The sequence below is a fragment of the Pedobacter kyonggii genome, assembly GCF_004310665.1.
GTDB classification, from domain to species: domain Bacteria; phylum Bacteroidota; class Bacteroidia; order Sphingobacteriales; family Sphingobacteriaceae; genus Pedobacter; species Pedobacter kyonggii.
Window position 1 is genome coordinate 366,161 of the sequence record NZ_SIXF01000001.1, and the last position, 22,979, is coordinate 389,139.

The 22,979-nt window shown below is 40.1% G+C and carries 18 protein-coding genes; 11 read left to right on the forward strand and 7 right to left on the reverse strand.

Annotated features, from left to right (window positions below):
* Positions 1-74 precede the first annotated feature (74 nt).
* Positions 75-2,738 (forward strand): TonB-dependent receptor, encoded by a 2,664-nt coding sequence (locus EYS08_RS01665; RefSeq protein WP_165456337.1) that lies wholly within the window; start codon positions 75-77, stop codon positions 2,736-2,738.
* Positions 2,719-3,789, forward strand: coding sequence for a PepSY-associated TM helix domain-containing protein (locus EYS08_RS01670; protein ID WP_131028118.1), 1,071 nt, complete (start codon positions 2,719-2,721; stop codon positions 3,787-3,789). The genes EYS08_RS01665 and EYS08_RS01670 overlap by 20 nt, the downstream gene beginning before the upstream one ends.
* A 386-nt stretch (positions 3,790-4,175) precedes the next feature.
* Here the strand turns inward: EYS08_RS01670 and EYS08_RS01675 are convergent, their stop codons facing one another.
* The 5 genes from EYS08_RS01675 to EYS08_RS01695 all read right to left on the reverse strand — a co-directional run bounded on the left by EYS08_RS01675 (position 4,176) and on the right by EYS08_RS01695 (position 13,471).
* Complete coding sequence (locus tag EYS08_RS01675; RefSeq protein ID WP_131028119.1) at positions 4,176-5,606, reverse strand: DUF1593 domain-containing protein; 1,431 nt, start codon at positions 5,604-5,606, stop codon at positions 4,176-4,178.
* 504 nt (positions 5,607-6,110) lie between these two features.
* Complete coding sequence (locus tag EYS08_RS01680) at positions 6,111-7,196, reverse strand: Gfo/Idh/MocA family protein (RefSeq protein WP_131028120.1); 1,086 nt, start codon at positions 7,194-7,196, stop codon at positions 6,111-6,113.
* Between the two features lie 8 nt (positions 7,197-7,204).
* Positions 7,205-8,659, reverse strand: coding sequence for a Gfo/Idh/MocA family protein (locus EYS08_RS01685; RefSeq protein ID WP_131028121.1), 1,455 nt, complete (start codon positions 8,657-8,659; stop codon positions 7,205-7,207).
* A gap of 29 nt (positions 8,660-8,688) precedes the next feature.
* The gene (locus EYS08_RS01690) at positions 8,689-12,162 is read right to left on the reverse strand and encodes a DUF1080 domain-containing protein (protein WP_131028122.1); all 3,474 of its coding nucleotides are present in this window, start codon (positions 12,160-12,162) and stop codon (positions 8,689-8,691) included.
* Positions 12,163-12,184: 22 nt separating this feature from the next.
* Positions 12,185-13,471 (reverse strand): Gfo/Idh/MocA family oxidoreductase, encoded by a 1,287-nt coding sequence (locus tag EYS08_RS01695; RefSeq protein WP_131028123.1) that lies wholly within the window; start codon positions 13,469-13,471, stop codon positions 12,185-12,187.
* 225 nt (positions 13,472-13,696) lie between these two features.
* Here EYS08_RS01695 and EYS08_RS01700 point away from each other — a divergent pair, with 225 nt between their 5' ends.
* The 4 genes from EYS08_RS01700 to EYS08_RS01715 all read left to right on the forward strand — a co-directional run bounded on the left by EYS08_RS01700 (position 13,697) and on the right by EYS08_RS01715 (position 17,430).
* Positions 13,697-14,950 (forward strand): ROK family protein, encoded by a 1,254-nt coding sequence (locus EYS08_RS01700; protein WP_131028124.1) that lies wholly within the window; start codon positions 13,697-13,699, stop codon positions 14,948-14,950.
* Between the two features lie 634 nt (positions 14,951-15,584).
* Entirely contained in the window at positions 15,585-16,367 is a 783-nt protein-coding gene (locus EYS08_RS01705; protein ID WP_131028125.1) for an alpha/beta fold hydrolase, read from the forward strand.
* A 70-nt stretch (positions 16,368-16,437) separates the two neighbouring features.
* Entirely contained in the window at positions 16,438-17,121 is a 684-nt protein-coding gene (locus EYS08_RS01710) for a GNAT family N-acetyltransferase (RefSeq protein ID WP_131028126.1), read from the forward strand.
* Between the two features lie 84 nt (positions 17,122-17,205).
* Positions 17,206-17,430 (forward strand): CDGSH iron-sulfur domain-containing protein, encoded by a 225-nt coding sequence (locus EYS08_RS01715; protein WP_086548824.1) that lies wholly within the window; start codon positions 17,206-17,208, stop codon positions 17,428-17,430.
* Between the two features lie 177 nt (positions 17,431-17,607).
* Here the strand turns inward: EYS08_RS01715 and EYS08_RS01720 are convergent, their stop codons facing one another.
* Together EYS08_RS01720 and EYS08_RS01725 are read right to left on the reverse strand one after the other, a co-directional pair.
* Positions 17,608-18,411, reverse strand: a complete 804-nt coding sequence (locus tag EYS08_RS01720; RefSeq protein WP_131028127.1) for a helix-turn-helix domain-containing protein — start codon at positions 18,409-18,411, stop codon at positions 17,608-17,610.
* A gap of 136 nt (positions 18,412-18,547) precedes the next feature.
* The gene (locus tag EYS08_RS01725; protein ID WP_131028128.1) at positions 18,548-19,426 is read right to left on the reverse strand and encodes an oxidoreductase; all 879 of its coding nucleotides are present in this window, start codon (positions 19,424-19,426) and stop codon (positions 18,548-18,550) included.
* Between the two features lie 148 nt (positions 19,427-19,574).
* On the opposite strand from EYS08_RS01725, the gene EYS08_RS01730 reads away from it, so the two are divergent.
* From EYS08_RS01730 to EYS08_RS01750, 5 genes are all read left to right on the forward strand, one after another.
* Positions 19,575-19,781 carry a hypothetical protein gene (locus EYS08_RS01730; RefSeq protein ID WP_165456338.1) on the forward strand — a complete coding sequence of 69 codons (207 nt, stop codon included), beginning with the start codon at positions 19,575-19,577 and terminating at the stop codon, positions 19,779-19,781.
* Positions 19,782-19,871: 90 nt separating this feature from the next.
* Positions 19,872-20,270 carry a winged helix-turn-helix transcriptional regulator gene (locus EYS08_RS01735; RefSeq protein WP_131028130.1) on the forward strand — a complete coding sequence of 133 codons (399 nt, stop codon included), beginning with the start codon at positions 19,872-19,874 and terminating at the stop codon, positions 20,268-20,270.
* A 78-nt stretch (positions 20,271-20,348) separates the two neighbouring features.
* Complete coding sequence (locus EYS08_RS25990) at positions 20,349-20,900, forward strand: hypothetical protein (protein ID WP_208745763.1); 552 nt, start codon at positions 20,349-20,351, stop codon at positions 20,898-20,900.
* Between the two features lie 525 nt (positions 20,901-21,425).
* On the forward strand, positions 21,426-21,728 hold the full coding sequence (locus EYS08_RS01745) for an ArsR/SmtB family transcription factor (RefSeq protein WP_029276735.1): 303 nt from the start codon (positions 21,426-21,428) through the stop codon (positions 21,726-21,728).
* An 11-nt stretch (positions 21,729-21,739) separates the two neighbouring features.
* On the forward strand, positions 21,740-22,840 hold the full coding sequence (locus tag EYS08_RS01750) for an NADH:flavin oxidoreductase (RefSeq protein WP_131028131.1): 1,101 nt from the start codon (positions 21,740-21,742) through the stop codon (positions 22,838-22,840).
* Positions 22,841-22,979 lie beyond the last annotated feature (139 nt).

A 22,979-nucleotide genomic window follows, 5' to 3' on the forward strand; every position in this document is an offset into this window, starting at 1 on the left:
CTACCGGATTGCGCTAACACTCCGGCAGTTAAAATTACCATCAATTCTCACAATCAATGATCAATTACAAATTTATGAATTTAAAGTCTGTTCTCTCAGCCTTTTTTATTTTACTATGCCTCCTGCTATCAAACAACAGTTTTGCACAAAATGCAACTGTAACCATTTCGCCACGTACACTAAAACTGCGTGCAGCGCTTGAACAACTTGAAAAAAAAGCAGGCCTGAATTTTATCTACAGTGACCTTAGCACTGAGCTGGATAAAACCATCAGCTTATCGCCATCAGCTTCATCGGTTAACGAAATCCTTATTGAGCTAGCTAAAAAAACTGGACTAACCTTTACTGCCAGCGGGAAAGACATTACCGTTAAACAACAGGCTAAGGGCGAAATTCGCGGTAAGGTAATTACTGCAGAGGGAAAACCTGCACAATTTGTTAGTGTTAGTATCGATCGTTTACGCAGTACCATTGTTGATGCTGACGGGAATTACCGGTTTCGTGACATACCAGAAGGCGAACATACGCTTTTTGTGAGCTATATTGGCTTAGAAAGTCAGAGCAGAGAAATCAACATCAAGGCTGGCACCAGAGTTAACGCCGATTTTACCTTACGCGAAAGCCATTCACAATTGGATGAGGTAGTGATCAACGGTGGTGAAACTAATAGATTCTCGGTAAAAAAAACCACTACGGCAGCAAAAATGCCCTTAGCAAATTTAGATAATCCTCAAGTTTATACCACCATCCCAAAAACCTTGTTAAACGAACAAATGATTACGGATTTCAGTTATGCCCTCAAAAATTCTCCCGGGGTTTATAAAATTCAGGGATCGAGGGGTATAAATACAGATGGCGCATCATATTATAGCATGAGAGGTTTTAGAACCGAGGCAGCATTGGTTGATGGATTGCCATCGCAGACCAATGGTGAAATCGATCCGTCCAATATAGAACGGGTTGAACTGATTAAGGGGCCATCAGGAACACTTTTTGGTGGAGCCGTGGTATCGTTTGGCGGTTTGATCAATATTGTAACCAAAAAGCCTATTGATACAGCCGGAGGAGAGATATCTTATCTTACCGGAAGTTATGGACTGAACAGATTAACAGCTGATGTTTATGGCCCTGCTAAAAAGAATTCGAAGTTGTTATTTAGGATAAATGCGGCTTACCAATACCAGGGAAGCTTTCAGGATGCTGGTTTCAGAAGGACAACATTTTTTGCCCCTGCGGTAGAATACCGTGCATCGAAAAGGTTAACGCTCAGTCTTAACGCTGGCTTCTACCAAACAGAGGCTACCAGTTCATCATCAATCTTTTTGAACAGGGTAAGAAAGTTTATCGCTACCACACCAGCTGAATTAAATTTTGATTGGAAAAGATCTTACAACTCGAACGATCTGACCATGAAAAATCCAACCGTAAATATTAAGGCACAGATTAATTACCAGATATCAGATCAATGGCGCTCACAAACTATTTATTCTAGTAATTCCAGAAAATCGGATGGCTTTTACCAGTATGAATTTATTAGAGGTGCCACCAGCGATGAAATGTTAGAGCGTAATATCAGCCTTCAAAATTCGACGAATACCGCAAGTGATATCCAACAAAATTTTATAGGAGATTTTAAAGTATTGGGGCTTCGAAATAGATTAATTGTTGGCCTTGATTACCTTAATCAAACAATAAATAATAACAATTCGCCATACATTGTTTTTGATAATGTAAGTGGGTTAAATCCATCAGACCCTAACTATGTAAAACTTTCGAAAACGGCTGTTGAGGCCAGACTAGCTGCGAGTACTGCAGCACCAACTAAAAACATTGGAAAAAGCAATATCTATAGTGCTTATGCCTCGGATGTACTCAATATTACCGACCGCTTATTAGCTATGTTAAGCTTACGTGTTGATCGTTTCCAGAACAGAGGCACACTGAACCAAGCTACAAATACAATTATTACCAACAGCAAGTACATGCAAACTTCGGTATCGCCAAAGCTAGGTCTGGTATATCATGTGGTCAAGGATCAGGTATCTGTTTTTGGAAATTATATGAACGGTTTTGCAAACGTGGCACCCGTTACACAGCCTGAAGGCTCTGGCGCATCGGGAACATTTAAGCCGCAGCATGCCAATCAGTTTGAAGCAGGAGTAAAAACCGATCTATTTAATGGATTGTTAAGCTTCACCGCCAGTGTATACGATATTAAAGTGGATAACCTAACCCGCAACGAGGATCTGATTGTTGGTGGAACAACTTATAATATTACAGTTCAAAATGGCACACAACGTAGTAAGGGGGTTGAGTTAGAGCTAATAGCCAATCCGTTAAAGGGATTAAATATTATTGCCGGATATAGTTACAACGACAGTAAACTTACCAAAGCTACTGTTGCGCTCGAAGGTAGAAGACCAGCTTCTGCTGGTCCTGCCACATTAATTAATAGCTGGATAAGTTATGTTCTCCCTTCGGGAGAGCTTAAAGGATTGGGGCTTGGATTGGGCACAAATTATGTTGGCAAACATTTAACTTCTAATTCTGCTGTAACAGGAATCTTCACGCTTCCATCTTATGTGATGATGAATGCAACAGCGTTTTATGACACTGGAAAATACCGCTTGGGATTTAAGGTGGATAATCTTACTAATCGATTATACTTTACCGGACAGGGCGTATTGAGTGCCCAAATGCCAAGAGCTTTTGTTGCCAATGTTTCGTACAGGTTTTAAAAAAATCATCTACCAATTACACCTCTGGCTCGGACTTTTATCCGGGCTAGTGGTGTTTGTGATTGGTTTAACAGGTGCCATTTATTCATTTTCTGATGAGTTAAAAGCTGTTGTATATCATAACAGATTATATGTAGATATTCCGCATGGCGCAGAAAAGCAATCATTTAATCAGCTTTTGTTTGTTGCACAAAAAAAACTTGGTAAGGATAAAAAAATATCCAGGGTCGAAATCCAGCAATCGCCAGGCAGAACCTACATGTTCAGGGCATATAAAGCAGACAAATATTTTGAAAAAGTATACCTAAACCCTTACACCGCACAAATCGTATTTCACGAAGATGCCAACAAAGAATTTTTCAATGTAGTACTTTCCATTCATCGTACTTTATTACTTGGAGATGTTGTTGGTCATTTCATCATACGTTGGTCGGTGGTCTGTTTTGTAATATTGCTCCTTTCTGGCATTATACTCTGGTGGCCAAAGAAATGGAAAATGAGTTTTTGGAAACAAAAGCTTAAGGTAAAATGGGAGGCTAAAGCAAAGCGACTGAATTATGATCTGCACCAGGTTTTTGGCTTTTATGCTTTTTTAATATTGCTGATCATTTCGCTTACAGGCCTGATGTGGTCGTTCGATCTGGTTGCTGATAAGAAAGTAAAGGTATTTTCTGACACCACATCTTTGATTAGCGTTGCACCTAACGATCTTATCATCGCGAAGATGAAATCTTTAGGTATTAAACCAGCTTATCTTCTTTATAATCTTCCCAACACCAAAAGCGGAACAGTAAATGTATCGGCCTATCTTGACCCTCAGCGAATCCATCAAAAAATTCAATATAGATTTGATCGCTACAGTGGTAAACTATTATTAGAAGGGAAGCCTTTTTCTTCCCTATCTGCTTTAGATAAAGCAAAAGCGCTAAACTATGATCTACACACCGGAAGTATTTTTGGGTTTTGGAGCAAACTGCTTGTATTCATTGCTGGTTTAATTACGGCTTCACTGCCCATAACAGGCTTTTGTATCTGGCTCTGGCGTAAATAATATTACTTAATCGCAGTGCTTAGATATTTAGCGGTGGTCTTAAATAATAAAGAGATTGTATCATAAATATAGATTTGTCATCCTGAGCGTGTCGAAGTACCTGTTAATATGCCTTAAGGTGTTTCGACAAGCTCAACATGACAGCATCCGAGGTGAAATTGCCTCTATGATTCAATCTCTGTTAATTTTTCTTATTTCATAGCCAATTGCTGATCATCGGCTTTGGCCATTTCTTTATAAAAAGCCTTAAACTGATCGATCTTAAGGAACATAATCTTTCTTTAGTGCAAAACTCCGCTTTAAAATGAGTTTATTTCCTTGTTGCATGTAATCATTCTCTCATATTGTAGATTTGGCACCGCAGTCGCCCTGTTGCTTATCATTCATTACTTTGGAAGAATGGTTATAATTACTCTTTTATACCGGGTTAGCCGGGGTGTTCCTTTATCGGTAACCTTCAAAATGAAGTGAGTAGTTTGGAGAGTACCTACCTCTGGCGCTTTTAATTCTGGAATAACAGACATGTTTTCTGCCGGAGTGACCGCTATTGTATTAGGCAAGGTTCCCGCTTCCCTGTATTGAAACCACTGAAAACTCAGAGCATCTCCATCAGGGTCATGGGATGCACTGCCGTCAAGATTAAATGTCTCGCCGGATTTTACCGTGAACTGTTCAGGCGTATTGAGTTTTACAACTGGTGGGTGATTGGCGGCTTTATATTCCGTATTGCACCAAGCCATTCTTGCCGCAAAATCATTCTGGATTTCTTCTCTCCATCTCCAAATCGTTACATGGTTGTTTTTGTATGTAACTGTGTCTTTTACAATGGCGCTCCCCCATTTGCCTGGCACCCAAGGTGTATATTCGTCTTCGACATTTGTCCAAAACGGTCTCGTCTCTTCTTCCAGGGGAACAATCCATTTTATCTTGGGGTCAAAGGGTGGTTTGTAAAATTCATAACGTCCGCCCCAACCTCCCCAATTTGGATGCTCCGGGCTGTTTAGTCCGTTGGGAATCAGCGAAAGCCAGGACGGAGTATCACCCTCCATGCCAAAAGACACATCCGGATAGATTGCCCCGAGCGGCCCATGCCCCTGCTGGATATTTCGCGTAAGCCAATCATTGCTCACGACTTCATTGTTGGCGCCGGGAAATACGCTTAAAATGGCTGACCATGTAGCCGGATAATAATTTCCTGGGCTTGCGATGTAGAATAGGTTTGGAAAATTCTTGCGTATCCATGGCCCCGAATTATCCTGATCCGAAATCGTGTATACCCTGAGCTTGCTTATTAACCTTTTTGCCTCCTCTTCGCTTTTAGTCTCCCTGATTTTCCAGAGTGCTTGCGCCAATATATTCGGGCCTCCCCAAACAGTCACCCATAAAGGGCGGCTGTCATCCTTTTCAAGCATCTTGATAACCCAGCCTGACCCTTCAGAATCCTTGCCTTTTCCTACCCCTTCCATTCCGTAAACCGGAAGGCCTTTTTTTACCAGGCTTAATAATTTTTGCGCTATCGGAAATCCGGATTCATGTTTTAGAAGATTGGGTTGCACCTTCTCATAACTACGAATGACCTTTACAATGAGTTCTGGGCTAACCTTTTTTGATTGATGAATGGATGTTGAAGCGATGAGCCCTTCAATGTCGATTTGATTTGAGTATAACATTAACCGGACCATCGACATAAAATCATCAGGCTCGTTTCCGATATCTGTAATGACAATGAGGCGATGTTTGGCAATTGTTTGGCCAGAAGCTGTAAGGTTTGTTGCCAGTATACTACTTAATACAAGTAGTATTAGTCTTGTCTTCATTATTTTAAAAGGAGTTAGGATAAGAAACGTATATAAAAAGAGAGCCAAGCGCATGATTTTCCAAACAGGTATAAATCAGCTTATTAAAAAAAATTAACAATTATACTCAAAACTAAAATTATAGAATTTTTTGTAAACGTTGATGACTTTTGCAAAGAAATAGTACTACAATTTGGAAAACGGCTTATTGAAGCCTATTCTTTAGGCAAACGAAACAGAAAAGCAGGCTTGTGCAATATGCCTAAGGGCATGCATTTCAGTGCTTTCCAATCGAAATGACGAGATTTTTTTTTGTGGTGTCAGATGTTACCATCTGGCACACTAATTTAAAGATTTCCCAGCATCACTGCACTTGCTTGAAATGAGGCCTGATATTTAGACCTTAAATTTTCGAGCTACATAGATGCTGACCACGAAGTAGCAATAGGCCTGTAAAACAATAAGAATTGAGAATAAAACAAGTTCAGCAGGACGACCGCAGCAACCGAATGACAAGAAATAATTTTAATCCAACCGGATCATTTCACCGGTTTTTACCGATTCATCACACGCAAAAGCAATCCTTAAACTGTTTACAGCATCTTCAGTGGCATCGGTTAAATCTATATCTTCGGTAATGGCTTTTAAGAAATACCTTTGTTCACGGTTGCACAGTTCCTGATGATCAGGTTCATCGGTAAGGTCTACCCATTCATCGGCTTTGCTGAACTCATCATTAACATCTAAATCGGCATGATGTATTTTAATCGATTCGGTTTTGGTATGCGCATCAATATTATCAGAATTTCCAGCTGCACCTGCTTTTTTAGCCATAATTGATACCGATCCCTTCGGGCCAAAAATATCTTTAATAAAAAAAGCATTATCACTCACCATCGGACCCCAGCCAGCTTCATACCAACCAACAGAACCATCTTCGAAACGGATCTGCAGTTGTCCGTAATTGTAATTCCACTCTGGTATATCATCAGTAAGCCTTGCTCCAATGGCACTCACCTGTACAGGTTTCGATCGGGTCATCTGGCACATAATATCTATATAATGCACGGCACAATCGACAATGGGGCTTAAACTTTTCATCAGGTTACGGTGCACCGTCCATTTAGGTCCATGGCTCTGTTGATTCAGGTTCATGCGCATCACCAAAGGTTTTCCCATTTCCTGAGCCAGCGATGTAAATTTCTCCCATGAGGGATGATAGCGGAGGATATAGCCCACCAATAACTTTTTGTTCGCTTTTTTAGCAGCTTCTGCCACCTTTATTGCGCCTTCTACACTATCTGCCAATGGTTTCTCGATAAACACATGGCAACCATTTTCGAAAGATTTTATGGCGTAAGCTTCGTGTGTATCGGGATAAGTAGAAATGCAAACTGCATCTGGTTTGGTTATTTCGAGTGCCTCGTAAAAATCGGTATATAAATCATATTGTCCACCTAGCTTTTCATTAAGTTTTTCTTTGCTTTTACCGGTAGAAACCAAGCCGCATATTTCAAAGCCGGGTAAGGTGTGATAAGCTTTGGCATGGGAAGCCCCCATATTGCCGCAGCCTACTACTAATACCTTTAAATTCTTATTTTCTTTCGACATACTAAATCTTAAACGCCCAAAGTCCAACCTTTGCGGTATTCGCGTTTCACAAATTGGTTTGCTTCATCAAAATTGGTCACCTTCATATTTACTTTATCCCAAAGCATTTTGATATCCCTACCCGGGTAACTGATTTTACCTGCTGCATCTCTGCGTTGTACATCTGTACCCCTAATCGCCAGATTGGCAATCAATAAAGTTTCGGTAAGTGGTCCGGCAATTTCAAATGGTGAGCTCAGTTCCATTTTTCCATAACCGGCAATGGCGGCCTCGGCAAATTGAGTATAATGCCCTTCTTCCTGATTAGCGATACGTGGAATAGTGATTTTCGTTCTATCTGATTCGTTGCGCGAGAGTGGTAACAACTTTGGATTTTTGCCATAGGTTTCACAGATCATCTTACCTCTTGTGCCGATAAAAAGCACACCATTATCGCCAAAACTTTCATTAGGTCCCAATTCTTCCGGACGCTCAGGCTTAATGCCTCCATCCATCCAATGCACCTGAACCTCGTGTTTGGTTTTTGGCGTTTTAGCGAAAGTCAAAATGACATGGCTTGATGGTGGACAGCTTTCTGGCAAGTAAGCGCGTTTAAATTCATCAACATATACACTTCCTACACTACATTCTACGCTGATTGGAGTATCCAGACCCAACACCCTAAAAGGAGGCTCTACTAAGTGACAGCCCATATCGCCAATGGCACCGGTACCGTAATCCCACCATCCCCTCCAATTAAAGGGAACCAGTTTATTTACATATTCTTTATATGGAGCACTTCCCAACCACAAATCCCAATCGAGTTCTTTTGGTATTTCGGCTTTTCCACTAGGCCACGAAATTCCCTGTGGCCATACTGGCCGGTTAGTCCAACAGTAAACGGTATGAACTTTACCTATCCTGCCTGCATCGTACCATTCCTGAAGTCTTCTTACACCATCGCCCGAAGCACCCTGATTACCCATTTGCGTAACCACTTTATAGCGGTTTGCGGCTTCGGTTAACATCCTGGCTTCGTAAATATCGTGCGTTAAAGGCTTTTGCACATACACGTGTTTACCCAATTGCATGGCTGCCATGGCAATTTGCGCGTGGGTATGATCGGGTGTAGATACCGTTACGGCATCAATGTTTTTACCTTCTTTATCCAATAACTCCCGATAATCTTTGTAATATTTTGCCTTTGGGAAATTTTTTAAAGAAGTTGCAGCCCTTCTATCATCTACATCGCATAAAAAAGCAACATCTGTTTTACCGCCTCTAACAATACTGGCAATATCGCTTTCTCCTTTTCCACCTGCACCTATTCCGGCCAATTGCAAACGATCGCTTGGTGCCAGAAAACCTGGCCCGCCCAATACATGGCGGGGTACGATCATTAATCCAGCGGCAGCAAGTGCTGTTGTTTTAATGAAGTTTCTTCTCGAATTTTCAGTTTTCGAATTTGCCTTATCTTCTATCATTATTAACTTATTATAATGCTAAATTTAATTTATTTCTTTTTACCTGCAGCTTTTGTATCAGCTTCTTTCTGATTTGCCGCTTTCTTGCTCAGATCTTTAATCCTGATGTTGCGGAACTGAACAGGAGAACCATGACCTAAGAAGCCTATGTGTCCACTTTCACGTAATAAACCCGGGTGTTCCTTATGGTCTGGTGTGCCGTTTTTCTTAAATGGTTCGATATCGCCATCTAAAATTACGGCGCCGTTTAAGATCACTTTTATCTTCGATCCTTTGGCAATCACTTCTTCATAGTTCCACTCGCCGGTAGGTTTTAAAAATCCTCTTTTGGCAGCGATCGTGCCATAAACCGATCCATGGTACTGATACACTTTCAGGTCTTTATAAATCGGTGCATCGTTATCCAATATCTGTAGTTCCATACCAGCATAAGCAGCATCGCCCTCTAAAGGAGCCCTGATTCCTAAACCGTTGTTCGCGCCTGGGGTTAACTGAAATTCGAAACGGTAAACAAAATCGCTGAATTCTTCTTTGGTGAATAAGTTACCGCCTGATCCTTTACCTGGTTTCGGCCGGATAGCGATGTTTCCATTTTCGATAACGTAATCAGTAGTGTTACCTGTCCAGCTGTGCATATTGGTTCCATCGAACAATACTTTATAACCTTCTTTTTTCTCTTGTGCACTTAGCTCAAAAGGTTTTGGACGAGGAATTTCTTTGATGTAGATATCGCGATAAGCAACCGGCGACCCATGCGCCTGCAATTCGATCTGTTCTTCTGCAAAGATCGGCAAACTTCTGTTCCAATAATTTTCCAAAATCACATTATCTGTCACCAACTGTCCGTTCAGATAAACGGTAACACGGTCACCTTTCATTAAGATTCTGAATGTATTCCACTCATCTAACTTGTTATCGGCTACCTTAAGCGGCTTACTTTCGTTCGTTTGATTGTTGTACAAACCACCAGAACCAACCTGGGCACCAACATTTGTACGGGCAAGATCCCAGATCTGTACCTGTGGTGTACCACGCAGGTAAATACCCGCATCGCCTTCTCCTTTTTTATCGTCGATGATTTTCCAGTCTACCAACATTTCAAAATCGCCATATTTTTTAACCGTAGCAAGGTTATTGCCATGACTTTGAAACTGTAGTTCGCCGTTAATCACTTTCCAGCTTTCCTTTGCTTCGGCATCAGCTTTAGTTTGCGCTTCAGCTAAGGCTTTTTCATCCATTTTTGATCTTTTGATCGGATCGGCAACAAGTCCTTTCCAACCAGACAAATCTTTGCCATTAAAAACCTGAACAAAGCCTTCGCCAGCCTTCATTTCAGAAATATATTTACGCATACCTTCTTTCTGATAACCGGCATCGCCCCCGGTAATTACGGCAATGGTTTTATTTAACAAGCCTTTTACAATGTCGCCATTGTAAGTTCCAGCCATGGTAATATTCATCACCGCGTTTGCCGCAGCTTGTTGTAAAGTAGCATGATCTAAATACTGACCTGCAAATACAATTGCATTAAAACATTTGGCCTGTTCAGTATCTTTAAGAATCTGCTGTTGTTGTGCTGTTGTCTTAGCTACTGCCATCGAATTGCGCAACAATAGTAAACGCTGCTCGGCAGGATACTTTGTATTTCTGACTAACGTTAAGTAACCTGTAATCGCCTGGTTCAAAAAATCTGGATTGGTGGTGCTGCGCGCAATGCCGATCAATGCATCCGTCGAGCCTGCATCTGACCATGAAGAAAGTGCTTCAATTGCAGCTTTTTTGGTGACATCATTCCCTGTGGCATAAGCTTCTGACACCGATTTTAACGATTGCTGGCCACCTATGCTACCTAGCACCTTATAAAACAGCACTTTCTTATCAGCAGGTGTATTGCCCATTTGCTGAAGAATGGCATTGGTTTCTGCCGCTTTATCTGCTGATCCTTTTACTGAAGCAATAATGGCATCCTGCACAGCAGTAAGCTCACCGGCATCGGTAGTTTTATTTAAAAGGTCAAATAATTGTGCTTTATTTTCTGCTACTGCTACATGTTGTAATGAAAGGTATGCTGCTTTTCGTACTTCAGGTTTTTTACTGCTTAATGCAGCATAAATAACTTCCGTTTGGCTTGTTGCCGCGCGGGCAGCTAAAATATTAATTAAGGCAACCTGTACTTCTGGTTTAGCTTTCGGAAGATAAGCGCCAACTTTAGTGGCTACACTTTCGCCTTTTATTCTTAAAATGCCATTAGAAATACCCGCAATATCTGCTGTATCTCCTTTGCCCATTAACTTCAACAGGTCATCTATAACCGCATCCTGTCCTAGTTTTACAGCGGTGTTTATTGCAGCAAGTTTTACCTGCTCATCGTCGCTTTTAATTAGTTTGAGTACGGCTGGCAATGCAGATTTTGCTTTGCTATTGCCAAGCATGTCTAAAATAGAAACCTGGGTTGGGGCATCAACCTTTTTTAACTGGCTTACCCAGGCATCACTATTGGTATCATTTACACCTGCAGCAGCAAATTTAACCGCAGCCGCTCGAAATTCGAACTGTTTATCGGTCATAGCAGCTAACAAGGCCTGTTGATCGGTTTGTGTTGCCGAAAGTAATTTTAAGGCCGCAGTACGTTCGTTTACCTGATCTTCAGCCGTTGCCTTTTCTAATATTGTTTTGGCTATCGTTTCTACTCCGGTTTTATCTGTTGTTATGTTTTTCTGGGCGTAAACCAATAAAGCCGCAACCGCATTGGTTTGGTCGTATTTATAACCTGCTTGTTCAGCAGCTTTTACCAAAATTTCTTTTGCAGATGCATCGCCAATATTTGCCAGAGCATACAAACTTACCTTGGTTAATGCTTTATCTGTTCCAGTAGCTAATGGCGCAATAGCTGTAGCTGCTGCTTTAGCATTAGTATGGCCCAATGCTTCTACAATGGTAATTTTTGCTTTGCCGTTTGCTTTACTCAAGCCGCTAACCAATGCATTTGTAGCAGAGGCAGTACCAATTTTGGCCAGTGCTCTCGATGCTTCATCAGCCAATTGTTCGTCAGCAAGGTAATCTGTTAAACAGGCTACCGCAGCATCATTTCCTACCAAATCGAACTGACTGATGATAAATGCTTTGTTCTGTTTATCGGATAGTTTAGCCAGTGATTTGCAATAGGCACTGACAGCCATATTCCTTAAGTTCTGTTGCCCGTTTTTTGTAGCATAAGCAGTAAAACCACCTACTGCATACTCAATAAGGGCGTTGTTTCCTTTTTCAGAAGCGGTTAAACCACTAATTAAGGCTACGTAACCCTCTTCACCTAAATCGGCCACTTCTTTCATATTGCGTTCTAGCTGGGCAGCATTTCTAGCGGGTAGCTGTGCCAATAAATCGGCAATACGTGTGACTGTAGTTCTCTCGTCTTTTTTATCTTGAGCCAGGGCCCTTACCGTAAATAATGCATTTGTAAGCATTACAATGGCTAGCAGCACCAATAATATTTTTTTGTTCATGATGGTTTGTATTTGAGATGTTTTAAATAGAAAATGGTGCACGCATTACGGGATTAATCAATCTGTTAGCAGCCTCATCATCTACGAATTCTTGCTTAACCGGGTCGAACTTTAACGATCTTCCCAACCTTAAGGCAGCCAAACCAATATTTACAATGTTGCATGAACGGTGTCCGTTCTCTTCATTTAAAGCGAATTTTTTCCTCGTCCTTACCGATTCTGAAAATTCTACAATCTCAGGATCAGGATCAGGGAATTGCGCCAGTTTACGTTCCAGATCAGGAATATCAGATTTAAAACCCGGATACAATTTACCTTTTGGCCCTTCTATATAAGGAACATTGGTATCTTTACCTTCACCGTCTAAAATAATCTGGCAGCCATCGGCATAAGTATAGGTAATCCTGCGCCAAATGCCTACTGCATCGGTATGTTGTTGTGGTGCATCAACTTCTACAGAAATTGGATTGGTATCATCCTTACCTAAAAAGTATTGAATCGGGTCGATATAATGTTGTCCCATATCACTTAATCCACCACCATCATAATCCCAATAACCCCTAAAAGTTTGGTGAACACGGTGTGCATTGTAAGGCTTATATGGTGCAGGGCCTAACCATGCATTATAATTTAATTCTGGTGGTACGGGCTGAGGTTCTAAATGGTCTTTACCCACCCAATAAAATTTCCAGTCGTAGCCGGTATGTTTACTTACGGTTACTTTTAATGGCCAGCCTAACATACCGCTATCTACCAATTTTTTGATCGGTTTTACAGTAGTACCCATTCCGTAAAAGGTATCTTTAAACCTAAACCAGGTATTTAACCTAAACATTCTACCATGCTGTTTTACAGCCTCTACCACTCGTTTTCCTTCACCTATGGTATGGGTCATTGGTTTTTCGCACCAAATGTCTTTTCCTGCATTGGCAGCATCTACAGCCATGATACCATGCCAGTGTGGCGGGGTAGCAATGTGTACAATATCTACTTCAGGTAATTGTATAAGTTCTCTATAATCACTAAATGTTTTTACACCTTTATCCAACATTGATGCTGCTTGTTTAAGGTGGTTCTGATCAACATCACATATGGCTACTACCTGGGTGCCTTCGTAGTCAAAATGACCTCTACCCATTCCCCCAACACCTATTACGGCTTTGGTTAATTTATCGCTTGGGGCAAGGTACCCTTGTCCGCCCAATACATACCTTGGGACAATAGTAAATGCTGCCAGGCCAATTGCAGATTTTTTGATAAAATCGCGTCTGGTGTTTTGTTCATTTTGTGGTTCTTCTTTAGTTTTCATTTGTTTTTTGGTATTGTAAAAACTTATATGATAGTTTGGTTCCAAAAGCATTAGGGTGCTGGAACATAGGATTTATCGATCTGGTTAGATTAAAATTATAAGGTTAATGTTAATAAGAAATTATTATAAAGACAAAACATCGTTGATTTCTTTACGTATTAAAAAAACTTTAATAAATTTTTAATAGAAGTTATTTATATTTATCGAAATAGTGCAATTAACAACATGAATCTTAATCTATTAAATAAGTTAACGTCAGACATTAACGATAAGCAGTCGATCCAAAAACACAGGCTCATAAAACACCTTTTTAATTTAGGGGCATCTTCAGTTTCTACTTTATGTGAAATTATGGAAATGAGTACGCCAAGTATCCTGAAGCTTCTGCTTGGCCTGATTGATGAGGGCTGGATAGAAAAGAAGGGCTATGGTTTATCTATTGGGGGGCGAAAACCCGACCTTTATCGTTTAAACGATAAAAAGATTCTGATTCTCTGTATAGACATTGAATTATTTCATACCAAAATAGCCATTATTGACAACAATTATAATTTTGTGTTGGATGTTAAAACCATTTCGGTGCCTATTTCAAAAAGCAGGACTGATTTTTTCAATATACTACATACACACCTTCAGGATATCTTAAAATCGGCGGGTATTCAGCATAGGCAGTTTATTGGCTGTAGTGTTGGCATGCCTGGCTTAATTGATGCTGAAAAGGGAGAAAATTACAGTTATTTCTTAAGCGATGATGAAAATATTCCTTTAACAGCCGCATTTGAAAAAATGTTAAATATACCTGTAGTGATCCAAAACGATGTGAATGGTTCATCAATGGCAGAATTTACCCACGGAATGGCTAAGGGCAAAAAGAATGTACTCGTTTTGTTAATGGATTGGGGTGTGGGCTTAGGCATTATAATGGACGGAAAATTGAGGCAAGGCACCTGCGGTTTCTCTGGCGAATTGGGCCATATGCCTTTTGTAGAGAATGGCGCACTCTGTTACTGTGGAAAACACGGTTGCCTCGAAACCGTTGCATCTGGAAACGCGCTGTCAGAAATGGCAAAAGAAGGTATTTTATTGGGCAAAAACTCTATGCTTACCAACCTCTCGAACGAAGAACTGGAAAGAATTGAGCCCCCCCTGATTATTAAGGCAGCCAATAAGGGTGATCAATACGCTATTCAGCTGCTCTCCAATGTTGGCACTCATATGGGCAAAGGAATAGCTGTTCTGATCCAGTTATTCAATCCCGAACTGATTATTTTAAGCGGCAAAATTGCGGGGGCCAAGCAATACATCACATTACCCATGCAACAGGCAATAAACACCTATTGTATGACCCAAATTAGAGAAAAAACAACGATAGTTTCTTCCGAGCTGGGCGAAAACTCCAGGTTATTGGGATATGCAGCATCAGGAATTGATCAATTTCTGGGCGCTTACATCAAAAAAGTAAAAAAGCTTAAAAAGTAAGAGCCTGTTTAATTTTATTATAAATTATTAGTATGTCACTCTGAGCGTAGTCGAAAACCCGTTTTTCGATATATTAAAAGCACTTCGACTCAGCCACCATTGACGTTATTTTGCAATTATTTACTAATAAGATATTTGCGGCACTATACATTTCCACCCAGCTAGGCCATAGCACTATATCCCCGTTCTACTTAAATCCGGCCTAACAAATTTTTGGGAATCCACAGGCCAAGCCTATGCAGAAACTTCAATACAAAAATTTTCAGCCGACACTTTTGTTTTTTCAAAGGCCTTTATGTTTTCAACTGCATTCAAGCTAGCTCTGCTAGTCTTTTGGTACCAAAAGAAAAAGGCCTGTCAGGCTAGGACAAATAGAACACCCCGTCCTGCGGAAACCCCTCTAAAAGAGGGGAATTATATACCAGCTGATATTTCAACTTCATTTATATTGATCATATGAAATAAATTACCCCTCAGGGTGACAAAAATGTTAGATAAGTAAAATAAATGTATCAAATTTAAACAGGCTCTAATATTCCGGATGGCGCAAACCACCCTAAATTTGTCTGGCATTGGCACCTTATTTTCCGATAGCTTATTTAGATTTGTATAGCAAAATTTTAAACCAAGACTGATGGAAGCATATAAAAAAGCAGGACATGAAAAGGTAAATGGCATTAACATGTATTATGAAATTTACGGGGAGGGAGAAATTCCGCTGGTATTGATACATGGCGGGGGTTCTACCATTCAATCTACCTTCGGAAAACTTATTCCTTTTTTGGTGAAATCTGGTCAGGTGATCGCTGTTGAACTTCAGTCGCATGGGCGTACCACTGATCGGGATCAACCAGAATCTTTTGAGCAGGATGCAAAAGATGTGACCACTTTATTAAATCAGCTAAAAATAACAAAAGCCAATTTTCTAGGTTTCAGCAATGGCGGAACAACAACTTTGCATATTGCAGCACACCATCCGTCCATAGTGAATAAAATTATTGTCATTTCAGCCAATTACCAACGCGACGGCTTGATTGATGGCTTTTATAATGGCTTTGGCGATGCAACCATCGATCATATGCCAGAGCCGCTGAAAACAGCTTTTTTAGCAGTAAACCCAGATCAAAACGCACTGCAGACGATGTTCGAAAAGGACAAACAGCGCATGCTCGATTTTACCGACCTGAGCGATGATGATTTGAGGGGAATTACTTCCGATACGCTTTTAATGGCAGCAGATACAGATGTGATCAAGTCCGAACATGTGGTTAAAATGTCGAGATTGATTGCAAATGCGCAGCTGGTTATTTTACCTGGCGTACATGGCGCTATGATCGGCGAAAACCTCAATCCGGATGTAAGCGACAAAACAATTGAGATTACGGCACATCTGGTGGAAACCTTTTTAAACCAATAGTTATGAGTGCATTGAGTTAATCCACATAAAATTTACCCTCCCCTGATTTAGCATTTAATATCTTTGCCAGATGGAATACGTATTGGATAATCCAATTTATTATGCCTTAACATCCGGACATAGCCATATTACAAAAGGACTTGATGAGGTAAAATATTATATCGAAGATATCACCGCATTTGCAGGCTTAAAAGATAATTCAAAGGAGAATCTAAACACCCTTTATCAGATCAGTCCAGCAGAGAGCCTTTTCGTATTTTTCTCAAAAACACCTGTCGAAATACCTCAGAAGTGGAAATTGTTAACCCATATCGATATGTTTCAATTTGTTTTTCGCGGCAAAGAAACACCAACTGCAGAGGCAACTGGAATAACAGACCTTAATCTGGAACACGTTACAGAAATGATCGACCTGGTAGAGCTGACCAAACCAGGGCCATTTTTGGCCAAAACTATCGAGCTTAGTAATTACACAGGCATATTTGTTGATGGGAAATTGGCAGCTATGGCCGGACACCGATTTCATCCCAGCCCTTACCGTGAAGTAAGTGCAGTTTGTACACATCCTGATCACCTAGGCAAAGGTTATGCCTTTAAGATTTTACAAGAACAGATTAAACGGATACTGCTCCGTTCGGAAATACCCTTTCTGCACGTTAGAAATGATAATGAGGGCGCCATTAAACTTTATCATAAATTGGGTTTCGAGATCAGGACAGATATGATTGCCTACGTCATCAAAAAAGAGGCTTAGACCAAGAAGAGAATGTTTCTAAATAGAAAACCGTTCAGAAATTACCACTTCAATGCTTTAGTTTTGCACTAAACTAACACATACATGTCTAAAACAAAACTTACCATTAACAATAACGGCTCTGTTAAAATTGAGGGCGATTTCGAAATTGTAGATAGAAACGGAAACACTTATGGCTTACAGGGCAGAGAAGTACTTTCGATCTGCCGTTGTGGTTTATCAAAAAACAAGCCTTTTTGCGATGGCGCACATAACGGCCATTTTGAGCATGAGGCAATAGCCTTTGATCTTCCTCCAAAAAAGGTTTAATAACGAAATTATATTTTTAAAGAGCTTGTATCATAAATAGAGATTTTGTCATCCTGAGCTTGCCGAAGAACCTTTTAAATTACTCCTTAAGGTGTTTCGACAAGCTCAACGTGACAGCATCTGAGGTAAAATTACCTTTATGATACAGCCTCTTTTATATTTTGAAAGCAGCATCAATTAAATACCTACCCTTGATGGCGCCATGCCATAAGCTTTTTTAAAGGCGAAAGAGAAATGTGACAGATCTTTAAAACCAACTTCGAGGTATACATCTGATGATTTCCAGCCTTTTTCGGTTAGGAGGTAATAGGCATCATTCAAACGCTTTTTCTGCAGCCAGCGGTTAGGCGAAAGATTAAAAATCTTCTCAAAATCCCTTTTAAATGTGGCCAAACTTCTTCCTGTTAAATAAGCAAAACGGTTAATATCTACATTGAACTTATAATTGGCATTCATATAGGCTTCCAGATCAATTTTTCCAGGTTCCGAAAAATCGAAAAGCACATCTTTTAATATTGGGGTGGTCTGCAGTAAAATCATTACCGCTTCTTTAACTTTTAAATCGATCAAAGCCTGATTAAACTCGTTATTTCCGTCTAAATATGGCCATATCGAATCAATATAATTCTTTAAAAGGCCATTGGCTTCTAAGGCCAGACCTTTAATATCGTGATTCGGCTTTTGCATGTGCAGGTCATATTCATTGCTGATGCTATGCAGAATCTCCTGGTCGATGTTAATGCTAATCGACTTAAACTCTCCTCCTGCTGGCGGGTATTTGGTATACCGAGCCAATTGATTCCGCCTGAAAAAACGGAAATCGCCATCAGAAAAAACAAATTTTTCTCCTCCAATAAAAATTTCAGACGCTCCGGTAATAACCAACCCCACAGAATGGTTAGGAATAAACTGTTCGCCCTCGCTGCTTTTTTGGGCATAGCAGGAATACAGGATCTTGGGTCGTTTCTCTTGATTTGACATCTTTATCAAATTTATGGATTTAACACTTAACCACAGATAAAAAGGATGCACACAGATAAAATATGACACTGCTAAAATCTGTGTTTTCTGTGTGCATTTGTAGTTAATATTGATGAAAGCTGGAGAATTAATGAAACTATTCTTTAGTAAAAGATTTTCCCAGATCAGTTGCCAAAAAATTCTCAGCCTCATCATGATCTGTTGATAAACTTACGTCCATCCATTTCTCCATTTCGGCAGTTCTCGTAGCATCGGCATGTTTAAGCATTCCAATGGCTTCACTTCCAAACACCAGGTGTACCGGTGGTTCAGGATTTTCTACAAGTGCCAACATGGCTTTCGCTGCTTTTTGCGGATCCCCCATCGGTATAAAGTTACCGCTTTGGAAAAAATCTGAGCGTTTCTCTACGGTAGATTCGTATCCTTCAACGCGAGGTGCATATGACATTGAGGCACCAGCCCAATCTGTACGAAAACCACCAGGTTCTACACAGGTTACATAAATCCCTAAATCCATTACCTCTTTTGCCAGGGATTCACTAAAGCCGCTCAACCCAAACTTTGCAGCCTGGTAAATACTTACTCCAGCATTACCTACCCGCCCGCCTATCGAGCTGATTTGAAGAATTCTGCCCGAACGTTGCTTGCGCATAAATGGCAATACAGCTCTCGTAATTTCGATCGGTGCATATAAATTTGTTTCCAACTGACTGCGCACCTGTTCTTCAGTAAAAGCTTCTGCTGCACCAACAATACCAAAACCGGCATTGTTAACCAAAACATCTATTTTACCAAAATGGGCTACTGCCGATTCTACTGCCAGATACACCTGATCGTAATCGGTAACATCTAAAGTGATCGGAAAAATCTGATCAGGATATTTTTCTATAAGATCTTTTAAAGCTGCTGTATTTCTTGCTGTTGCCGCAACTAAGTCGCCTTTTGCCAATACCTGTGCTGTTAGGTCACGTCCCAATCCACGGGAACTACCTGTGATAAACCATATTTTTTTCATTTTTCTAAATTTTATAGAATCAAAGGTAGGCTGATAATCGAGGCAAAAGTTTTGCTTCAAGGCTCAATTTACTTTGTTAAAAAGCTCAATTGATCTACCATAACTTTTAAGTATAATCTGCTGTTATTTAATAGTAAACACATGAGTTATGGCGAAAGAAAAGAAAAAAGGGAAAAAGAAGAAAGACAAAAAAAAGGCAAGAAAAAAAATAAGTTGGGTGTTAAAAACTCCCTTGTTAATAACATCAATGCCCGAAAGAAAAAAGGGAAATCACGATCGAAGAAGAAATCAAAAATCAGTAAAAAGGCTTATAAAAAAATGCAGAAAGGATGGGAAAAGTAGCCGTTTGTTATAATGCGGTCAAACTTTGATAGCTTACTATCCAAAAGACACTAGTATCCCAAAGGATAGTACTATCCTTTACGAAAGCTTATACCTTTGTATTATGGGACCAAGAAAAGAACACCGTAATAAAGAAACCTGTAATGCAAGTTTAAATGCAGTAAAAGATGCGCTCTATGTGCTAAATGGCAAGTGGAAACTTCCCCTGATTATTTCTCTGCAGGAAGGACCACTGCGTTTTAACGAGATCCAAAAATCACTTGGAGAAATTACGCCCAAAATATTGTCTAAAGAACTTAAAGATTTAGAATTAAATGAATTTCTGATCCGGAAAGTATTTTCTACCACTCCTGTTACCGTAACTTACGAGCTTACCCCTTATAGTGAATCGCTTGAAAGAGTAATTGATGAACTAAGGGATTGGGGGTTAAAACATCGCGAAAGATTGGTTAAAAACAGAAGAAGCGAATTGGTTGAAGCAGCAATGGCGACCTCGCTTTAGACACTAAAATTTATTTTTATATACTATTCATTTTGCCAAAAAAAGCAAAAAACTGATAATGATAAAATTCGGCTATCTTTGTACAAAATAAAATCGATGGCGGTATTACATAAAAAAGAAGAAAAAATTCAGGCAGTGCTGGGTAGGTTGCCTAAAAAATATACAGACGAACAATTTGTAGAGATGTTTATCAGACTTTACTCTAAAGATTGGGGCAAAATAAAATCAGCTTACATTAAACAATCTCAGGATAAAGAACCTGGAACCATCATCAATATGCCTAAACCAGAGGTATATTTACGACAGATCCTGGCAAACTATCTACAACAAGATCATGCTCCGAAAGCAGTAGAGGTTAAAGAAGAACCTGTTGTTGAAGCACCAGTTACCGAAGTTAAAAAGGCGAAAGCGCCAGCCAAGAAGAAAGAAGCTGTAGCTGAAGAAGTGCCTGCCGAGGTTAAAAAAGCAAAAGCACCTGCTAAAAAGAAAGCTGAAGCAATTGAAGAACCGATTGTAGAAGCTAAAAAAGCGAAGGCGCCTGCAAAGAAAAAAGTTGAAGCGATTGAAGAGACTCCAGTAGCCGAAAAGAAAGCAAAAGCAGCAGCAAAAAAACCGACAGCAAAAAAATAAAAAATATTTTGCATCAAATATAATAAATCACCTTTTTAGTTGTTTATATATATGAGAGCGTTAATTTAGATGACGGGGATAGGTCGGTATGATTTATCCCCGTTCTTTTTTGACCATTTTTTCGGCTATTTTATCGTTTATCTTTTTTTAATTATTAGCCACGGGAACAGAGAAAATATTGATCTGCAATTCTTATTCTAAGAGGTCTTTATCAAAAAATCCAGCGACCAATCACAGTGACACGTCATTCCCAACTTGATTGGGAACCACGGAGTGCTCATGAATGCCTCTGAAAAAAGGAAAACATATGAATAATCGTAATGCCTCGGTAGGGTTTGTATGTTGCATTAAGATTCCCGCCTGCGCGGGAATGACGACCGTTCTCTAAAATCTATCAATAATATGCAACGAAGAATCTTTCTGCACGTACTATAATCCATTTTGCCCATCATTAAGTTTTACATCCAATTGTAAACTTTATCCTTTTAATTGGCATATCGGGAAAAGTCGATATACATTTGTACCATGGATCAAGTAGAGATATTCAAAGCCCTTTCTAACAAAACACGTTTACAGATTTTAGGCTGGTTAAAAGCGCCTGAACTACATTTTCCGGAACAACCCAATGCCGATTTTGAAAATGTAGGTGTTTGTGTTGGGCAGATTCAGCTTAAAAGTGGCTTATCACAAAGTACCATTTCCGAATACCTATCTATTTTACAGCGTGCCGATTTAATCAGTTCAACGCGCTTAGGCCAATGGACTTATTACAAACGCAATAAAGAAGGCTTAGAAAAATTAAGCGAAATCATCAATACCGAATTATAATTTAGAAACATATGAACACAGATAGTTTATTTAGGCCTTTTAGCCTTAAAACATTAAATATCAAAAACAGAATAGTAATGGCACCAATGACGCGGTCATTTTCTCCGGGTGGCGTGCCAACGGCCGATGTGGCTAGCTATTACGCAAAAAGAGCCGCTGGCGAAGTGGGTTTAATTTTATCAGAAGGAACTGTAATTAACCGTCCATCTTCTTCTGCCGATCCTAATATTCCACATTTTTACGGTACCGAAGCTTTAGCAGGTTGGGAGAACGTAATTAAAAGTGTACACCAGGCCGGTGGTAAAATGGGACCACAGATCTGGCACCAGGGCATTATGGATAACCACGCATCAGGCTGGTTACCAAGCACTCCTTTCGAAGGTCCATCAAGCCTAAACAAACCAGGTTTCGAAAACGGCGTACCGATGACTGATGCAGCCATTGCAGATACCATTGCGGCTTTTGGCCAGGCTGCAGCAGATGCCAAAGCCCTGGGTTTTGACACTGTTGAAATACATGGTGCGCACCAATACCTGATCGATCAGTTTTTTTGGGATGGTACAAACAACCGTACCGATATTTATGGCGGTAAAACCTTAGCTGAACGTACACGCTTTGGTGTTGAAGTAATTAAAGAAGTACGTAAAAGGGTTGGAGAAGATTTCGCCTTAATTATCCGCTTATCACAATTTAAACCTGCTGCCTACGATTTCAAACTGGCCAAAAACGAGCAGGAAATGGAACAGTGGTTAACACCATTGGCCGAAGCCGGAATTGATATTTTTCATTGTTCGCAACGCCGATTCTGGGAACATGAATTTGAAGGTTCTGACTTAAATTTTGCAGGTTGGGCTAAAAAAGTAACCGGAAAAGCTACAATCTCAGTGGGCTCAGTTGGTTTGGATGGCGATTTCTTTGGCGCTTTCGCAGGCCAGAGTTCACAGCCGAGCTCATTGGATGAACTGGTGCGCAGAATGGACCGCGGCGATTTCGATTTAGTAGCAGTTGGCCGTCCGCTTTTAGCAGATCCGAACTGGGTAGAGAAAATTAAAAACAACCTTACAGAAGAATTGAAAGGCTTTAGCAAAGAAGCTTTAATGGAATTGGTATAACAACCGTATTTTTTCTTTTTAAGTTTAGAAAGGCATCTCGAAAGGGATGCTTTTTTGATAAGGAGGCATCGTCATCTCGACTGAAACGCAGTGAAATGGAGAGATCTACCCGCACCGTCAGCTGTTAACATAATGAGTT